This is a genomic window from Microcoleus sp. B4-D4 (genome assembly GCF_036705185.1).
Taxonomy (GTDB): Bacteria; Cyanobacteriota; Cyanobacteriia; order Cyanobacteriales; family Microcoleaceae; genus Microcoleus.
In genome coordinates, this window is record NZ_JAUBTX010000055.1 from 13428 (window position 1) to 31547 (window position 18120).

Annotated in this window: 18 protein-coding genes and 2 pseudogenes; 9 read left to right on the plus strand and 11 right to left on the minus strand. The window is 45.7% G+C overall.

Annotated elements, in window-relative coordinates; translation table 11 throughout:
* Positions 1-8: 8 nt before the first annotated feature.
* The 6 genes from QUB13_RS26250 to QUB13_RS26275 form a co-directional block, all read right to left on the minus strand.
* Positions 9-734: a hypothetical protein gene (locus QUB13_RS26250; protein WP_333386832.1), complete on the minus strand. Its 726-nt coding sequence runs from the start codon at positions 732-734 to the stop codon at positions 9-11.
* Positions 735-796: 62 nt separating this feature from the next.
* Positions 797-1087 carry a hypothetical protein gene (locus QUB13_RS26255; RefSeq protein WP_333386834.1) on the minus strand — a complete coding sequence of 97 codons (291 nt, stop codon included), beginning with the start codon at positions 1085-1087 and terminating at the stop codon, positions 797-799.
* A 13-nt stretch (positions 1088-1100) separates the two neighbouring features.
* Positions 1101-1319, minus strand: a complete 219-nt coding sequence (locus QUB13_RS26260) for a hypothetical protein (RefSeq protein WP_333309832.1) — start codon at positions 1317-1319, stop codon at positions 1101-1103.
* Positions 1320-1322: 3 nt separating this feature from the next.
* Positions 1323-1529 (minus strand): hypothetical protein, encoded by a 207-nt coding sequence (locus QUB13_RS26265; RefSeq protein WP_333198306.1) that lies wholly within the window; start codon positions 1527-1529, stop codon positions 1323-1325.
* 2 nt (positions 1530-1531) lie between these two features.
* Positions 1532-1708 (minus strand): hypothetical protein, encoded by a 177-nt coding sequence (locus tag QUB13_RS26270; protein ID WP_333386837.1) that lies wholly within the window; start codon positions 1706-1708, stop codon positions 1532-1534.
* Positions 1705-2322, minus strand: a complete 618-nt coding sequence (locus tag QUB13_RS26275) for a hypothetical protein (protein ID WP_333386839.1) — start codon at positions 2320-2322, stop codon at positions 1705-1707. Before QUB13_RS26275 ends, QUB13_RS26270 begins: the two co-directional genes overlap by 4 nt.
* A gap of 174 nt (positions 2323-2496) precedes the next feature.
* Between QUB13_RS26275 and QUB13_RS26280 the strand changes: the two genes are divergently transcribed.
* From QUB13_RS26280 to QUB13_RS26305, 6 genes are all read left to right on the plus strand, one after another.
* Positions 2497-2829: a hypothetical protein gene (locus QUB13_RS26280; protein ID WP_333309825.1), complete on the plus strand. Its 333-nt coding sequence runs from the start codon at positions 2497-2499 to the stop codon at positions 2827-2829.
* Positions 2830-2964: 135 nt separating this feature from the next.
* Positions 2965-3600 (plus strand): Uma2 family endonuclease, encoded by a 636-nt coding sequence (locus QUB13_RS26285; RefSeq protein WP_333386842.1) that lies wholly within the window; start codon positions 2965-2967, stop codon positions 3598-3600.
* Positions 3601-3968: 368 nt separating this feature from the next.
* The gene (locus QUB13_RS26290; protein ID WP_333309820.1) at positions 3969-4175 is read left to right on the plus strand and encodes a hypothetical protein; all 207 of its coding nucleotides are present in this window, start codon (positions 3969-3971) and stop codon (positions 4173-4175) included.
* A 129-nt stretch (positions 4176-4304) separates the two neighbouring features.
* Positions 4305-4556 (plus strand): hypothetical protein, encoded by a 252-nt coding sequence (locus tag QUB13_RS26295; RefSeq protein ID WP_333386845.1) that lies wholly within the window; start codon positions 4305-4307, stop codon positions 4554-4556.
* Positions 4556-7735 carry a DUF3854 domain-containing protein gene (locus tag QUB13_RS26300; RefSeq protein WP_333386848.1) on the plus strand — a complete coding sequence of 1060 codons (3180 nt, stop codon included), beginning with the start codon at positions 4556-4558 and terminating at the stop codon, positions 7733-7735. Before QUB13_RS26295 ends, QUB13_RS26300 begins: the two co-directional genes overlap by 1 nt.
* A gap of 46 nt (positions 7736-7781) precedes the next feature.
* The gene (locus QUB13_RS26305) at positions 7782-8834 is read left to right on the plus strand and encodes a hypothetical protein (RefSeq protein ID WP_333386851.1); all 1053 of its coding nucleotides are present in this window, start codon (positions 7782-7784) and stop codon (positions 8832-8834) included.
* A 56-nt stretch (positions 8835-8890) separates the two neighbouring features.
* On the opposite strand, the gene QUB13_RS26310 is transcribed toward QUB13_RS26305, so the two are convergent.
* From QUB13_RS26310 to QUB13_RS30550, 3 genes and pseudogenes are all read right to left on the minus strand, one after another.
* Positions 8891-9157 (minus strand): hypothetical protein, encoded by a 267-nt coding sequence (locus tag QUB13_RS26310; RefSeq protein WP_333386854.1) that lies wholly within the window; start codon positions 9155-9157, stop codon positions 8891-8893.
* Positions 9158-12405: 3248 nt separating this feature from the next.
* Positions 12406-12579, minus strand: a complete 174-nt coding sequence (locus QUB13_RS26315) for a hypothetical protein (RefSeq protein ID WP_333386855.1) — start codon at positions 12577-12579, stop codon at positions 12406-12408.
* 440 nt (positions 12580-13019) lie between these two features.
* A pseudogene (locus QUB13_RS30550) lies at positions 13020-13247 on the minus strand (phytochelatin synthase family protein); the annotation flags it as partial.
* A gap of 576 nt (positions 13248-13823) precedes the next feature.
* On the opposite strand from QUB13_RS30550, the gene QUB13_RS26320 reads away from it, so the two are divergent.
* Together QUB13_RS26320 and QUB13_RS26325 are read left to right on the plus strand one after the other, a co-directional pair.
* Positions 13824-14210: a helix-turn-helix domain-containing protein gene (locus QUB13_RS26320; RefSeq protein WP_333386858.1), complete on the plus strand. Its 387-nt coding sequence runs from the start codon at positions 13824-13826 to the stop codon at positions 14208-14210.
* Between the two features lie 23 nt (positions 14211-14233).
* Positions 14234-14770, plus strand: a pseudogene (locus QUB13_RS26325) (transposase); the annotation flags it as partial.
* 107 nt (positions 14771-14877) lie between these two features.
* Here the strand turns inward: QUB13_RS26325 and QUB13_RS26330 are convergent.
* The gene (locus tag QUB13_RS26330; RefSeq protein WP_333386861.1) at positions 14878-16356 is read right to left on the minus strand and encodes an SET domain-containing protein-lysine N-methyltransferase; all 1479 of its coding nucleotides are present in this window, start codon (positions 16354-16356) and stop codon (positions 14878-14880) included.
* Positions 16357-16444: 88 nt separating this feature from the next.
* On the opposite strand from QUB13_RS26330, the gene QUB13_RS26335 reads away from it, so the two are divergent.
* Positions 16445-16600 (plus strand): hypothetical protein, encoded by a 156-nt coding sequence (locus QUB13_RS26335; RefSeq protein ID WP_333386864.1) that lies wholly within the window; start codon positions 16445-16447, stop codon positions 16598-16600.
* Positions 16601-16670: 70 nt separating this feature from the next.
* Here the strand turns inward: QUB13_RS26335 and QUB13_RS26340 are convergent, their stop codons facing one another.
* Positions 16671-18086: a hypothetical protein gene (locus QUB13_RS26340; RefSeq protein WP_333386867.1), complete on the minus strand. Its 1416-nt coding sequence runs from the start codon at positions 18084-18086 to the stop codon at positions 16671-16673.
* Between the last annotated feature and the right edge of the window lie 34 nt (positions 18087-18120).

Consider the following 18120-nt stretch of genomic DNA (forward strand, 5'->3'; position numbering starts at 1 on the left):
CCTCTTGCTTAACGGTTGTTGAAGTTCATTACGTTCGCAAACCAGCCCCCAAACCCTCTAGCTGTACCAGTTGCCGACACGCTGGCGCTGTTGTTGCTGGCAGATCCAATAGTCACTGGTACTTTTTCCTGAATCCCTTTGTCCGAGCCGACTGTGGCGCGACTGAGCAGCTTCTGTCGCCTTTCCCTAAGAGACTCTTGAATTGTTTGCCTCTTCTCTGCAACCTCGCCCCGATTTGCGATGGCTTCCATCTTGTTTTCATGTCGCCAAAGCTCGGCCTGTAAATCCCCTGTGAGCTCGGAAGCAATCTCGGCTAGTCCGTGCTGACGCTTGGTTTCAATCTTGAGCATTGCTGCACGGTCTTTGGCATCTAGTTGCTCCATCTCAGCCCCAAATTCCGCATTGAGCTTGCGGATTTTAGCGATGGCATTTGCAACTTTGGAGCCGAATTTTTTCCTAATTTCTGTCCATCTGACCTGACCATCGCTGATTTTTTCCAGCGACTCTAAGTAGCTTGTAGCGTTATCAAGGAAGGGTTCTAAAACTAAGGCAAGCTGTTCGGCATTGGCTGCTTTATCTGCCATCGCTTCAAGCTTCGTAACATCGCTCAAGTAAGAGAGAATGTCCGCCTCGGTGTCAGCCCACTCCCCCGCCTTCTCGTCAATGTATGGGCTGTGTCCCGCTGCTGGGTTCCTTATTGCTACGCTGCTAGTGTCATTGCGACCAAAATCCATAGTAAAATCTCCTTAGATTAGTCCCCCAGCGCAAGCTAGGGGAAGAATTACGAGCCAGTCGGTTACTTTCTCAGGGCGATCGGCTGGCTTTGATTTGTCATTTGGTTGAGCTTGTCAGATACTCGATCGCCCGCCGGGTGACCAATAACGGGCAACAACTCCCCGCGTCGCCAGCTTTCCGAAAGTTCGATCGCCGTTGCCAAATCCAGTCCAACAGCCGTAAATTGGCACTCCGGGAATCCGAGGTTATCGCAATTGATGCACGGACGCTCTGGCTCATCGGTAACAGGCGGCTGCAACTGAGCCCAGATTTCTGGATTGGATTCAGGCGTAATTTCAAAAACTTTGGTCATTGATCAATCCCTCCTATTTAGAAACGCTTCCAGCATCATCTGAATTCAGATTAATGCTGTTGTTAATCGTGACGTTTCCGTGAATAATTGTCGGCTCTGGAACTCGCTTGGCTCCAGATTGGTAGCCCGTATCGTACCCAATTGCAAAGACAAGAGTGCCAGCTACAAGCGCACCGCCAACCATTATCTTGGTCAGGTTTTTATCGAAGTCTTTGTCATCATCGTTAAGCATCGTTTAAACCTCCTCAGATTTCACGTCAATTGCCTCGCCATCCTTAGACAAATCCTTGCGTTCCGGCGTTGGTGAAGACTTATGGTTGATGACCGTGCCAGCAATGAAATCACCCTTAATTGTTTCGACGTAATTACCGCCATTCGTATTGATAACCCGTTTTCCAGGTTTGCCGTCTTCAAAAACTACACCGTTAATAATTCGTACCATTTTTAATCCCTCAAACTGTTGATTTGACCGAGTATTTCAATGCCTTTCGCGTCTGTAATGCCTTCTTCTCTCAGACTCTGAGCTGCCACTACAACAGCGTCCTGAGATTTGTTGGCAACTACATTGAACACTCGCGGTGCGTTGTACTCGCGTTTGACCTGAATCTTGTAAAAACTCATGATTCGGCTCCCAGCTTCATTGCCCGCAGTTGTGCCAGAACTTCAGCTTGTGCCTTCTGTTCAGCCTGAAAAACGGCCAGAGCACGTGCAGCCCCACGGTTTTGAGCGGCGTTGATTTCAGCAGTGTCCAAGTCAGCGTCGCGCTGTTGGGCTGCCTGATTTTCGGAAGCAATTTGAGCTAGAAGCTGCTGCACATTTTGATTCAAGGATGCCGAAGCAGAATTTGCATTCTGATTCAATTGGGTGATCCGGCGATCGAGCACTGGGATATATTCGGAGATTGCCAAGGCTTCGGCGATCGAGGGAGAAGATGCGGCGGGGGATGCTTCTACTAATTTCCGCAGTTCGCTAAGCTTGCCAGCATTCAGCAATTTGCAAGCTTTGAGGGCAAGCTCAGAGTATTGGGTCGCTCGTGCAGCGCCACGGCGGAGAGTTTCGCGGTCGAGTCCGTAAATGCTAACGAGCTTGGAAATCGATTGCTGGAGGCCTGCTTTGCTCAGTTTCAGCAGCCCTTGAATTTGCACCGCAGAGTACCAAATTTCTTCATCCTCTGGCTCTGAATTATCGATAGGCTCGGACTCAACGTCAATTACTGCAAGGTTTTCTAGTTCCATAGTTCAGTCTGTTTTAAAATTGGCATTTATCGATGAAAACGATTTCTATCGATATGTGTGTTAGTATATCAGTGCATCAGTGCATTAGTCAACTAATGCTTTTTGTCTCTTGTTACTCCAATAAATTGATGGCTTTATGCCTTAATGCCTTGTTGCTCAAATAAACTGGTGGATATGTCCATCAGCAAAAGGGGTAATGTGGCTAAAGGAGAGATGTCAATTCGGGTCTATCTGTTGCCCGAATTAAAAGACAAATTCAAAACAGCTTGCTTTCTTAATGGGCTGAATATGTCGGATGTTACCGCCGCACTTATTGAAGAATGGCTGACGAAAAATGCTGTAGACCTACCAGCACCCCAAAGAATCTCTAAGGCGCTAACCGAAACTGGTTCCGCCGACCCGCAGCCAGCCACAGAACCGGAGCCCACAGAACCGGAGCCAACCGCAGCAAAGCCAGCAACAGCAGCAACAGCTAAGCGGGGTAAGGCCAGTAAAGGTGCTAGTTAATGTCTAACAAATGTCTAACAAATGTCTAGCAAATGTCTAACAAATATCTAGCAAATGTCTAGCAAATGTCTAGCAAATGTCTAGCAAATGTCTAGCGACTATCTAGCAAATGTCTAGCAAAGGAAACAGACAACCATGATCCAAACCCAAACCAAAACAGTCACATTTGATGAGTTTGTTGCCTGGTATCCAGAGAACTCTGTCCGCCACTACGAACTACACAACGGAGTTATTGTCGAAATGCCTAATCCTACAGGAGATCATTCAGACGTTACAAGCTTTATCACCATCAAAGTAGCAGGTGAAATTGAACGTCGCGAATTACCTTACTCCATCCCTGGTCATTGCCTACTTAAACCCGTCCGCGATCGGGCAGGTTATCAGCCAGACGTAATAGTCCTAGACCGAACAGCGGTCATCAACGAGCCACACTGGAAAAAGGAATCTGTTATCACGATGGGCTCTTCGGTACGACTGGCTGTAGAGGTCGTCAGCACGAATTGGCGGGATGATTATTTTCTCAAAGCTTCCGAGTATGAAGAGATGGGCATTCCCGAATACTGGATTGTGGACTATCTCGGTTTGGGCGGTCGCAAGTTCATCGGTCATCCCAAACAACCCACACTTTCGGTTTGCCAGTTGGTAGATGGGGAGTACCAGGTCAAACAGTTGAGGGGGGACGATCAGGTTGAGTCGCTAGCTTTCCCAGAGTTGAGGTTGACTGCCGAGGTGATTTTTCGGGCCGGGATGCCTGCAAACGGGTTGAGCTAGAATGATGGGGCATTCCGGCGGCGGGCGATGAGTTGGGGGAGTTGCGGGCGATCGGTGCATCCCATGCACCAAAATTACTGCATCCTATGCAGTGAAGTGTCACAAACTCTCAAGCAAAAGATCCTTTAACTGCCGATATTCCAACGTCTTCTGGCACTTTCTCACCATCAAAACTCACTTCATTCTATGCAGTGAGTCGCTGTAAGTTTTTTGGGATAGCTTTAAAATTTTTCCCCTAAAATTACGAACTTCTTAATGTTATCTGCTAAATTAAAAAGAGTCGATTCGATCGAGGGCAAAACCTATCGATCGTATGATTCGGAAATTAGAGTGAAAACTGACAACTAGCAAAAGTTAAGAAGGTGCTTATGCTTTCAACTACAAGAAAACTGAGAATATCTTTCGCGCTTTCCCCGGAATTAACAGAGGCGCTTGATAATTATGCTGTCTCTTTTGGAGTATCTCGATCTGCCTTTACTGAAGAAGGACTTTGGATTTACTTAAATCAACTTGACAAGCACATGGAATCGAAAACTAAAACACGATTTCAAAACGAAGATGCGCTGGCAGCATAAGGGCTTCAGCGCATCTTTTTTTATCTTAAATAGTCCATACTTTGTCGCTAAGTCTTGGCAGGCGAACGACAAAAGTTAACCACACATCAACTCGGCATCCTAAAAAGATTGCCGATTGCTATCCCTATCATGCCATACATTGAAAAAAGAATAAAGCGCTATTTTTGCGCTGTTTTTGCGGTTGATGCTAGCTTGCTGGCTAGTCTTTGTGCCATCTGTAGCGGTGCGATCGAGCAAATTCTGAGTTTGAGCGCTACCTATAGATTTCAAAAGCCTGCAAAGCTTTGTTACATCTCAATTCTGCCACAAACTCCGGTAAATACGAAACATAACCGGGGATTGTTTGGGGTCACCTTTGAAGCGATCGGGGGTGCGGCGTAATGTACACCACAGAATCTACGCAAGAAAATCAAGGATTTGATACCGCGCAATCCACGCCAGAGCATCAAGGCCACATCGAAGCCGAGAGTGATCGAGATGCTGAAATGATAGCCACTTCTGATCAATCAATCCAGCAGCACCCTACAACACAAGGGCAAGTAGACTTAAGCGGCTTCGGGGTATTGTGCAGCGTTAACGAAAAATTCCTATCCCCTGAGCATGAAGCCCACATCGAAGGCAGAGGCTTACTCAATCCTTGGGCCCGCGAATGCAGCTTCAGTGCCAGCATCGCCCAAGCTTCGCTCTATGGGATTTCGACAAAATCGGCGGGCATCCTGTTCATAGGGCAAAATGGGCAAGTACAATTCCGGCCTGATGTCCGAGAACCGAAGCGAGGCAAGAAGGAGCCACCAAAGTATTTAACGTCAGTCGGAGAATTCGATGCTTTTGTCCCCCCATCCCCCGACAACCCGCTCTACTGGGAGATTGAAGCCCTAAAGCGAGAAGCTTTTTATATCAATGATGTGCCTTATATTCTCCTTACTGAGGGAGTATTTAAAGCCCTTGCCGGGTGCTCAAATGGCATCCCCACAATTTCCTTGCTGGGAGTAGAGCAAGGCCTCACAGGTAAAGCCCGCGACCCCGAAAATCAGCGATTTCTAGTACCCGCGCTGAGAAAGCTCGCAGAGGCTGGCTTTGGCTTTATCATTGGCTTTGATGCCGATGCGGCCACAAATCCAAATGTGCGGGCGGCCGAGAAGAAATTGGCTAAGCAATTGGCTAAATTCAATGTGCCAGTGAGAAGTATCACGGGAGCCTGGGCCGCTGCCTCAGTGATTGAGTCCGGCGAGGTGAAAAATACTAAAGGCATGGATGATTTTATTCAGCACAAAGGGATTGAGGAATTCCGAGCAATCCTCAGCAAAGCAAAACTGTTTGGCGAGAAAGAGAGTGATGCCGAAAATGGAAAGGACAGAACTAAACCTATTACCCCCCGCGAAACAGCAGCGCAAATAGCCGAAGAATACGGGCATCACTGGAAATTTGACAATGAACAAAAAGCTTGGCGAATATGGACTGGCAAAGAATGGGAGAAAATCGAAATAGGCAATTTTGAAACTCTACTAATGACCGTAATTGATGCCAAAAATATTCCTTACAGCGGGGACGCCTACTTAACTGACGTACTCAAACTTTTAACCAAAAGACTGAGGGTTGCTCGCTGGCAAACTTGGGACAGGAAGCGTTACATCAATTTCAATAATTACGTGCTCGATGCTAGCAGGTTTACACGCTTAGACCACTCGCCGGGTATGGGATTTACTTCACACCTTCCTTATGAATACAAGCCTCTCACAGGCAGTACAAGCAGCGAGGTGTTGGAGACGTTAAAACTAAACTGCCCGAAGGTTTACCGATGGATGAATACGGCAATGCAGGGCAACCGCAAGAAAATCCTCAAACTGTTGGCAATCATCAACGGATTGCTTAAGTTTCGATTTTTTGACTTGCAGATGCTCGTTCACTTAATCGGTAAGCCGGGGAGCGGAAAGGGTACATTTATTCGACTACTTCAAAAAATAGTAGGTCGAGAGAATTGGAAAGGATGCAAACTCAAAAATATGGATGACGGCTCAACAATTGCCAGTATTATCGACAAGCAATTGGTAGCCTGTCCAGATGAGCGCACTGCTTTGGGTGTAGATGCGATATTGTCCTTGACTGGTGGCGATGCCGTCAGTTACCGGGAGGTATATAAACCAGCCTCTGATGCTTTTTTCTACGGCTTACTAATCATTGGAAGTAACAACCCGATTTTCGTAGGCGATACAACTGGTTTAGACCGCCGTTTGTGTCTTGTTCACTTCGACAATCCCTTACCAGCGGTGTTGCGAAATTCAAACATTGAAGCGGAGATGGATGAAGAAATCTCTCAACTCATTGCCGTGGCTCTTAGCCTTTCTGACAGCACAGTTACCGAGTGCATTCAAGGGGTAGGCAAAAATCAGATTGCAGAATTCAAGCTCGAAGAATGGGACATGAAGCTGCAAACCAACAGCGTTGCAGCTCACTTTGATGATTGCTTGATTGTAGACCCGACTGCCTCGACACCTACGGGCAAGATTTACGAACATTACAAGAATTGGTGCGACTCCAACCTCAAAGCAGTTTCTCATATCAAGTATCCAAAGATGCTCTCGGAGCTCTGCAACGATTACCTTGAACTCACTGGAGTCAAGTGGCAGCGTTCCCGTGGTCGCAGTTGGATTGAAGGACTAAGACTTCGCACCGAAGGGGAAACATCGCCCACTCATTCTGATGTACTTTCGGCACTTATCCCTGAAGATTCTCCTACCAATGATGCGGGGTTTGACGGGGTTACGACGGGGTTACGACGGGGTTCAGAATCCTTGCCAGACGGGAATTACAGCCATTTGCGGGGTTTAGACCCTTTAAACATTCCAAATAAAACCGAAACTTCTGCATCACACGAGGAAAGCCACAAGACGAACCAGGAAACAGAAGCAGTGGAAATAGAAAAAGTAGGTTTGAACCCCGTCAACCCCGTCAAAATACCAGAACCCTTACCAGTAGAAGATTTAAACCCCGCAACAAACCCCGCACAAACCCCGCACAAACTCCGTCAAACCCCGCACTCTGAACTCAACGAAGATGAACTCAACCTGCTGGACATGATTCGGATAGCAACGGCAGAACCCGACCCCGAATCTGCACGACGGGCAGCGGCAGACATTCTGCCAATCCTTAAAGATGTCTGTACCAGGGGAGCTGCCAACCGCGAGAAAGTTTGGGCCGCTTTGACCGATTCGGAGCAAGCAATATTCTCGGAACTGACGGCGAAGCCGATGGCCGCTCGCGACAATCCGCAAGAACCAAACCCCCTCCAACCCGTGCCAGAGCCAGAAATTATCGCCCCCGCCGATGCCGAAATATTGCGAGAAATTGCAACAGTTTGGTGGGACGAATTTTATGGCGAACAACTGCAAAACCTACTCACCCAGATGTTTGGCTGGCAAGCACCGGGGACTAAATACGACGCCACCACCATAAACGCTTGGCTAGTGACTGAGGACGCAATTGTGCGCGATCGGATAGGCGAATTGTGGCAACTAAAACACGGCGAAGGCTTGATAGATTCCCTTGACTGTGGCTTTTAGGCGAACTCCCCACACCCGTCGTTTACCCAAATACTTGAGTTACCCCATGAAAACTTTTCTCGAATTCCATCGCACTTACCTGTTTGCAAGCAAAACGTTGATCCAATTGGCAACCGACCGCCTCACAAACAATCGTGCGTATCAAATCTCGCAAGCAAAACTGGCGATCGCAATCGCTAACCAAAAACTCGAAAAATTAGAATCTCCCGTGTCTGTGTTTAGAACTCTTTCTGAGTACGAGACGGAATTGCCCAACGTGGGGGAGTTGCGGGAGGAATTAACGGTCTTAAATCGGAGATTGGTGGCCGCCTGTCGAGTTCCCGATATTCTGCCGTCCAAGCGCGATAAACGACGGGCGATTGAGCAAGTTAAGGATGTAGTAGAGGGCGTGGTTTTGAATCTCAATCCTGAATCAGTGATCAAGTGGAACCCGCAATTATCGTTGCTGGAAAAGCACTTGCTCTCACGATTTCCGTACCTGTCGGAACAGGAAAATCTCGTGGTAGAGGGCGTTATTTTTGGGATGGGTAGTACCTGGTACAATGTCACGTTCTCTGGGGAGTATGACACTTTAATGGAGCCGATCATCCAGCGTGTTGGCGGGGGTATCGTAACTCGAAACTCTTACGGGGTTCTGGTACTTAATTCCCCTTCCGTAATGTTTGTGGATATCGACATCGAGGGGGAGGACATGAGTTGCCGATCGCGATTCGGCGGGGATATCAAATCGGCTGTGAATTTGATTGAAGCATTCACCAAGTATTCGGGGCTGGCTTTTCAGGTTTATAAAACGAAAAACGGGCTTAGGTTGCTTGAATTGTCCCGGACTTGGGATGCGCGGGGAAAAGATGCGGCGGAAGTTTTTGACAAACTTGACGCCGACCCATTGTTTGCTCAACTGTGCAAAACGCAAGGTACTTTCCGGGCGAGACTGGAGCCTAAGCCTTGGCGCGTGCGATCGAACTCCATTAATGCTGTCGCGTGGAATTTGGGGGTACTTGGACAACCGTCAAAAATTCCTTTGCAAGTACGCAAAATCCAGCAATATCACGATGGCGCGTGTTGCACCTCGATGTCGCAAAAAAGTGTCCTAGCTTAACCCACAACCCACCGCCGATGTTCTGGCGGTTGTCGGCGCGACAGAATTTGCCCGGTTCAAGCGGATTGCCGATCGTTGCCCCGTTTTTTGATTTCTTCGTGCTGACACGGAATGAACCAGGTGATCGGCTTGATGCGGTAACTCGATCGCCCGCCAGCAGACTTATCTGTTCGCCACTCGCACCGTCGATCGAAGCCGCCACCAAAAAAATTAGCTGATTTTTTGTGTGCCCTAAAGTCAGGCGTTTGCAGTATAAAGTCAGGCGTTTGCAGTATAAAGTCAGGCGTTTGCAGGTATTTGTAGGGGCTGCATTTTACCTGCATTTACCTGAAAATATCCTGCAAACACCTGCAATTTCCTGCCTTTTTGTGCTGTTCGTGTCTTGATCTGTTGGGACTGGTTATAGTTGTTCTCTCTCAGTAGCAAGCAATGTTTTTGTGATCACAAACCGTGACTAATGTGTGCAGAGAAAACTATCCACCCCCATCAATATTGAGCATACTGCTTACCCACAGTTCAACCCCTGTTGATATGGAATCAGTTCCGACTCGCGAGTGGCTACTGAAGCCCAAATACATCAATAAGAGCGGTAAGGTATGGGACAGGACGGCGAACTAATTTTTTGTGGGAATGTATTAGCGATCGCTCTTTACGCCTAGAGATTACTGCCTGTATTAATAACGTGGAGAATTATAACCGCCATTAATAGGTGGAAGTCGAGCGACTACTCTAAACCGAGCGACTACTGTAAACCGAGCGACTACTGTAAACCGAGTCAGGCGGTAAATTTTTATCCGACTGTCAAGCTCGCTCGGGCAATAACAGTTTAGCCGATTGCAAAGCGCGGGCCCGACAATAATATTTCACCCGACTGTCAAGGCTGACATAACGGCTGCTGTGTTGCCAATTTTCTCACACTTGCTTAACTTGATTTTTAATTCAAGTTAGATACTGTAACTTGATTATTAAATCAATTCACTTTTTGTTAAAAACGCTAAAAAATCACTAATTGTTGCGTCAGCTAAAGTCAGGCAAGTGCAGTATAAAGTCAGGCAAGTGCAGTATAAAGTCAGGCAAGTGCAGTATAAAGTCAGGCGTTTGCAGGGGGTGCACTTTACCTGCATTTACCTGAAAATATCCTGCAAATGCCTGCAATTTCCTGCCAAATTACTGCTTTTTTGTGCTGTTCGTGTCTTGACCTGTTGGGACTGGTTATAGTTGTTCTCTCTCGGTAGCAAGCAATGTTTTTGTCCGTACAAAACCTTATTTATTACTTTTAAATAAAAACGATGCACCCTTATGAATGGGGAATCCTAAGTGCAAGGCGATCGCGCTCTTGCTGGCTATCGAACGAACGATTCCCTCGCGATGATCATAGCCATCAGCCGGCTGCTTCGCTTGCAAACAGGAGAGCGGGCGCGCGCTCGCGTCGGGCATTCGCCACCAATGCCGAACTGCACCAACTGGCTTGTGTCGTGCCCGGCAATGCTCCTTCGTAAAGGCGGCTGCCCTGTACACCAACAGGCTCGCTCCTGACTTCAAGAGCGACTGGCAGGAGCACAGTTCTATCCTTGTCCAAACTGCCCCATCAAACTTTCTTGCCTTGGCTGTTGTCGTGTGCGTGAGCGCCAGTCCTGCCTACCAACAATTCTCATAGCAATCTTGCAAAAACCCTTAATTTGCAAAGAGTGCTCAATTTTACCCCCTATAACGTCTATTTGACATGGCTTGCTATGCGACTAGGGTACTAACTACGAGGATTGAGGAGGATTCAGAAGGGTCTAAATTACCAAAAATCGCGTCAAAAGCAACAATTCTTTACAAAAACTGATAAGTATTTATACTGATTGTGACCGAAAAAGTAGGAATTACGAGGTGTAACGAGTAATAACTGTGCTGGTTTCTCCTCTTTTTTCCTCCCAAATTTTAGCGAAAAATTGTGAATGAGTAAGTGCGATTTTCCTGCATTGTTTTGGTCAAAGTGTACTTGGATTGATAGCATCAATGGTGAGCCAGTGGTAGCGACTTGCAGGCTGATTCGGATGTTCGAGTAAGGGCAGCGGAGTCGAATCGCGAGTTGTAGTTTTTAAAGTCAAAACAATTCAAATCACCACAAAGGTTAGGCTTTGAATCGATCGAAGCAGCTATCGCCACAAACACCTAAAAACTAGAGATGGAGTGTCAAGGGGCTTAATTTTACCCGATATTCAACTGTGCCTCCCAATCAATGCCACTGATGGATGTTAACCAAGTGTGACAAAGGGCTTAATTTTACCCGATATCCCACTGTGCCGATTGCTCATACTATTGTGGCGACAGTTGTGGCAACACTGGCATCAATTGCCGCAACTGTCCCCATTGAACTTGGGTAGCATCGTTACGGCCTAAAACTTAGAGGCGCGAGGCTCACGCGCTCTCTCTGAAATCAAGTACAACCGTACCATCGCGAACACAATTGTCACTGCCTTCTCATTGCCTAGTTTAACAAGTTTTGCCGCATTTACTTTGACTACAAAATTCACTGGGTTGCCGAAGTAACTGTTAGAGCATTCTGGCAGCAAAAAAATATTGAGGCACTTCGCTTTTTTTGTACAAAAGTGCGGTAGCACTGCATTCAATAAAGCCAAACAAACTTAACTGCAACTCTTGCTAGAAAACGGCTACCGCCTTTGTCCGATACATTAATATGCAATAGCTGAATGGCTAATAACGAGGCGGCAATTTTTAGGCAACCTTAACAGCTTTCAATTAGTTCGGCTTGCTCAATTGTGAAAGTACAGCTTGCTATAAATGCTACCACTTTTGAGCCTCTACTACATTTGCCTAAAATTGGAGTGTAGAGCTTGCTGTTAAATTATTAAATTGATATTAAGTGTACCGGGACAGGAAAAAACCTCAAAATTAACTTTTTAGGACTGATTTTTCGTGAGTTTTTGGCTGTTTTTGGCTGTTTTTTCTGAGAATGTGCGAGTAAACTTGTGCAAGCTCAGCTTAATTGTTAGCTGAATTTGGGGGCTTGTTAGCAACAAAAACCGCATGAGAACTCAAACTTATGCAGATAGGAAGCTTGCACAAAAAGCAGGATCACTGATAGCAATAGCAATGTTCAGAGATATATTTATACCAAAATATAAAAAACTTCTCCAATAAAGAGGAGCGTTTGTATTGTAGAGCCACAACACGCTCAGTATTGAACAAAAATTCAATTAGGCAAACGATCGCCCTCGTAGTTTTAGCAGACTTAGCAAACTCAACAAATACTTTTCGATGCAGTATGCGGGGTGAAATGAGCAGTCGTACAGAAACTTACGCTAAGAAATTGATTAGTCGTTTTGAATACTGCGCTCGCCTCTTATAAACTTGTACCAATTGATCTGTCTGAAATTTAAAAGTCTCTAATCCTTACTGTACCGTACAAAAAAGCTGTACCAAAAAATCTATGCTTTAATTGGTACAGTTTAATTTTTAACTCTTCAAGTTTTTGAAAGACAAAAAGAGTGATTCCTAGAATGCTTATCCAGTAAAACTTTCAGCCGATTCGTAAGTTTCTGTACGACTGCTCACTTCACCCCTAATAGTAGCTATCCTTGACCATCAGGGAACAAGCTTCGGCAATGCGGCAGGCGGTGTAGAGACAAACCCCGAAGAGCGTGCGATCGCGTGAGGTTTGCAAACCTTTGTTGAACAAAAGCTCGATTTCCTGTTGCGTGAGTATTTTTGCCTGGCCGTGCCGTTCTATCTTCATGCAGGCGTGTATACTCAAGCCGGGATAGCCTATATGGTGGCAGTCCGGGTTTTTCTGTCTTAACCCGTTGAGGGAAAGTTATACGAGCGCGTTTTCTGATCTCAAATTCAAAAATTATGGATAAATATTATAGATAAATCTGTTGTGCTGGGTTGGGGCTGAGTTGGTTTCTAAGATGCCTAATACACCGTTGCCTCAAGATAATGCCCGACTTCTAAAAGCTAGAGAGTCGAATAATAATAAGAAATCTTCTGAAGTTCGCGACCAGGAATATTGACTAGAGTCCGAAGTCACGGCGATGATGAACGCAGCCAGGGCGGGTAGATGGGGGCATCGTGAAATGGCATCCTATGGACACGAAAAACAAGGACTTTGTGGCGTATGTCGGCTCAATGCCTAATTAATTCGTCCGATCGTCTAGCCCCAACAAGAAACTGATATCAGGCTAGCTTCACCTTGCCAGCCAGCCGTAGCCCAATATTTTCTCTGCTTGCAGTCATCATTATCCCACTCTCAACTGCGTTACTCCATTTGTCTGGAGTATTTCTCAACGCGGTAGCGAGCAGGATCAAGCCGAGCGCATTCAGAACCATTACACTGCTAGCCGCGCCACAATACGCAGGACGCTTTGGGGTTTCAATGTGAGCGCTAAGCGGTTGAAAATCCTGTAGCTCTTGCTCTGGCGAGCGTAGCTGTGGTCTTTATCAGAAACACCATTGACAGAGTGTAATGTACCTGACATCATCGCTGGCTGTCTCATTTGCCAGAGTTCCTTGCTTCTCGACACTGGCAAGTAAATAGATTCCTAGCTCCTAGTTGTAGAGCCAATAATCTAGTCCTCACATATAAACCTATCTTCTTCCCTATTGAGAGAATGCTCATCTAAAAACCTCTTCATTTTACGTTTGCCCTCGGCAATATTTTGAGAGCAAATCGCTACAGAAGCGTAAGGAAGAGGGCTAGCCATCTATAATAGGCAATATATTTATTAATTACTTTCAGAAAAACCAATAAATTCAGTGATTTTGAGATAATCGGGTAAACTTCTCACTGTATAGGAATAACTATCTTCTCTTTTGTTTCTCTGGAGAACCTGGAAATTACTTAGGAAAGAAAAATTAATAACTTGCACAATTCAACCCCAGAAGCCTTGATCCAAGGTAAACTATTGCTCTATTAGTCACCTTATTTACAGCGGTTCCCGCTGTTATGAGGTACACTGGATGAGTGAATAGTCAAAGCCTATGAAATCATATTCCCTCGATCTCAGAAAAAAAATAGTGACAGCACACTTGGCAGAAAAGATCTCAATCAGAAAAGTGGCTGCCAGGTTTGGTGTCAGTAAAAGCCTAGTACAAAAACTGGTGAAACAGCAACAAGCTGAGGGTAACTTACAACCGAAACAGAGGGGGAAACCACAATTGAGTCATCTGACCAATGCAGAGGCTGAAGTTAAAGCATTGGTGGCGGCTCATCAGGATGCAACTTTGGTTGAGTTGTGTGAATTATTTGCACAGCAAACGGGAAATTGGGTGAGTCGGAGTGCCCTAAGCTGCTACCTACAAAAATTAGGACTCAATCGTAAAAAAAAACGTGGTACAGTAGCCAAGCAGGGACAGAAAGAGTCTTAAAATTAAGAGAGGAGTATTGGGTAAAAATCAAAGATGTCCAGCCTGAAAACCTAGTATTTCTGGACGAAACCGGAATTATGCTGGGTTTGAATAGAACTCATGCCCGCTCACAGGTGGGAACAAGAGCCTGTGATTTCAAACCATTTTATAGAGCAGCTAAAGTGACAGTTATTGGTGCAATTAGCTTAAGCAAAGTGCTAGCAGTAATGACCTTGAATGATTCAATGGACGGAGCAGCATTTTCTGTATTTATCGAGCGTTGTTTATGCCCTCAATTATGGAAAGGAGCGGTAGTCGTGATGGATAATTTACCAGCTCATCAAGTTGCGCCGATTGTACCAATGATTGAAGCTGTGGGTGCGCGTGTTATTTATTTATCCCCGTACTCTCCTGATTTTAATCCCATTGAACTCTGGTGGTCACAACTTAAATCTTTTTTGCGAACTTTTGCTCCTACGACCCCAGAAATGATTGATAGAATCATTGCGGTTGCCCTCCACTTAATCAATTCTGTACATTTAAAAAATTGGTTTACTAAGTGTTGCTACTGTACCTCATAATAGCGGGAAGCGCTGTATTTTTCATTCCTTAACTTATTGTGAAAAAAGAGATAGGCTGTGTACGTGAATTCTCTATTGACAACTATCCCCTATTCTCGTAAAGTCATTCAGGTCAGATATAGAGAATGAGCCACCTCTATTTTTAGTTGTGAATTCTTTAACTTCTTTTGGCGCTGAGTTACAGAATTTTCAGGTGTGCCGCGAATAATTCCCCGACACTTAGGCGACCCACACTGACACTGAAATTCGGGAAAATTTTCATTCTCGATTGTTGCGTAGTCTACGGTTAACTCTTCTCCTGCTGCAATATCCTTGAGCGCGTATATATTGAGTCCTCGGTAGCCTATATTGGGTTCGCAAGAGTGGTTTTGTGGTATCCTGTTGGCTGGGTTTTCGTCCCCAAACATAAAGACTTCTTCACTCAAAGGAACAGCATACTGCCGAAACTCTTCTTGCTCTGATGCACTCCAGTGGGATTGGATATAATCACGGGTAACAATCCTTTTTGGATACTCCTCTCCCTGGAAGATAATTTCCCCAGTTTTCAAATCAGTCACCGCATAAATGCCATAGCCAGAAATAGCATTTCCACATACTTTAAATTTTTTCTGACGGCGTTGGTATCTGATAATACCTTCCGCCATAATATGTTTGAGAAAGCTTGATGCACCTACATCGTCATACTTTAAAATGTAGTCAGCCGATGCTTCTGCGCCTCCTTCAAAAAAAATTGAAGGGTTAAAGTTAACTTCAAGAAAGAAAATTTCTTTTTGCTCATTTACTCGAAAATCTAGACGAGCATAGCCAGCACCGTTAAAAGCTAAGAAAATATTCTTAGCAGCGTCTCTCAAGCGGAGGTCAAGTTCTGAATCGGAACAAGGAATATTACGCTTTGGGTGATGTTGTCGCACCTTCAAATCGTAGGTTTTAAATTGTTCTCCTTCCGGAAAGACGAACTCTAGAGATTTATACGTTATCGGAGAGCGGCGCTCTTCAGGGTTAGCAGCCACAAGGACTGTAAACTCTCGCCCAGGTATATACTCATCGATTAGAACTTGACCAAAGTTGGCTATGAGTTCAGCCACTTTGCTCTGTAATGCCTCTTTTGTTGTTACATAGGATTGATGGTCAATTCCCAGACTGTCTGATGAGGCTGCTGGTTTAACAAACAGGGGGAATTGCAAGTTTTGACAAGCCCTCTCAACATCAGCTAACGTTTCAGCTTTCACAAATGCTGGTGTGCGTACTCCTGCAATGTAAGCAACGTACTTCATTAACTCCTTGCCTGGATCGTAGAGGTCAAAAGTCGGACCCGTGTAAGGCAAATTAAGCTGCTCCAAGGCAACGATGACATCAATAGAGGGAACATCCCAGTCCAAACATCCCGTACAGAGGTTGACAAAAATATCGTAACCTTGCTTCTTTAAATCTTTTAGCTGACGATACGTTGTCGCTTTGTTGAGAAATACATGGTCTACCTGGTCTTGTGGTAGTAGATGAGAAAGGTTACGTGGCGGTTCGCAGTTTTTGTAGTCTGCTTCTACTGTTGATTGAGAATAGTCAGGTTGCAGAACGCAAATTTTCATGTTGATTTCCTAGAGTGTCAGTTTGATACAAGTATCGTAAAAGATTGGATTAGTTTTGAGTTATTGCGATCGCCTCTCGGATTTTTAAGTGCCATCATCTCAGAGAGGGGCAATCGCCTTTCAGATAGAGGAACTGCAAGAAGATAGTGCAGCTATCCCTGAAGCTGTTGCACGAGGACGAGTATCGAGTATAGGGAAACTGGCTCAAGGAGCGATCGCTCCTCTGACTCCTGAATCAAATTAGGCTGAGGAGTGATCGCTCTGATTTTGCTGTAAAGGAGTACGAGGTTCAATTTCAGCAAAAGCTGGAATTCCTACCGTGATTTGTACTTGCTCCACTCCTCTTTTAGCTTGTGCTTAAATTCACCATATGACCAGTCCGTGTTTGGGGTGAACTGCTTAATCTGCTTCGCCTCTTCATCTATGTAATCGAAAAACTCATAGTGTGTGCGATCGTTTCCCCCATACTCGTAACACTGAATGGTGGCACACATCTCTCCTTCTGGTTTATGGTTATACAAACGATGTGTCTGGTAGAAATCGTTGGAGAGCCACGTCACGTCACCCTTTTTCAGGTAGGCACACGTAAAGTAATCCTGCTGGTCAATGCTGAGTTCCGGATAGTATTCAGCCACAATCTCTCCGTGCAGAATTTTGATGATGGCGTAGCTGTTAGCATGGGAATGAATGGGCGAATAATGTCCACCTGGCCAAATTTCCAAGACATACGGAATTCCTGGGGAATCCCCCCGATCTACTCCCACAGTGACGCGCAGGTATGTCGCCTTTGGGTCGCTTTTGCCGAACTCCCCTGCCTTAGACTTCAACATTTCATAACATATGCAACCTGGCGTGATAATACTGTGGTTGATCGCATCCGCAAAATCTGGGAAATCTGGGGAATTGAGCAAAATGTTGGGAGCTGCGACGTTCGCGTACAGATGCTGACACTCTTGCGGCAAGTTTTCGACGACAGTAACCAAGCAGCTTTCCATTTCGTCCAGCGTCACGACTTCGTTCCTGATGATATAGGGTGGCAGGTCAATGGTGACTGGAAGTGGCCACAACTCGTGCTGAATTTCTTTCACGTCAATTTCGTTCCACGCGCCACACAGGGCGACATAACGTATATTCTCAATCCACGCGAATGAGTTTTCCTTCCCTGCCGCTCCTGCATCAGAGAAGGAAAACTCGAACACACACAGCTGGCTATGCATATAACCCTTTCCGAAGCGAAGTCTCCGATTCTTCTTGTCAAGGCTAATCCAATACTTGTGCTTTTTTCCCGATTCGAGCAGTGCTCGCATCTCGGTGGTTGAACTCAGTACATCTTCTGACTCATCATTGTTGCGCTTTCGGAAGTAGGTATGCTTATCACCAACGTCCAAAACCAGCACTGATCGCTGACCGTTTGACTGCACCTTCTGATCACTCAACACGATGCGAAACGGCTGCGTTGTGTTGAACTCGAACAAGACTGTGCCTTGTCCGCGTACCGGAAATTCGCATTCGGTATACAATTCGGTGTAGGTTTTAGTCACTGCATCGACCAGCACTTTTTGTCCGTCAACGAGCTGAATTTTACTCAATTCTTCCACATTGAACAGTTGTGGCAGAGGTTTATGCGTTTGCTTTTTCAGAAAGTAATGACGGTAACTGCCATTGCCCAACGTAAGCGCTGGCTGATATGAAAAAGTGCTAGAGCGTTGCTTTTGTTCTTGGTGGAGCATAGTGGGATTCGCGTTTAATGCAGTTAAGTGAATA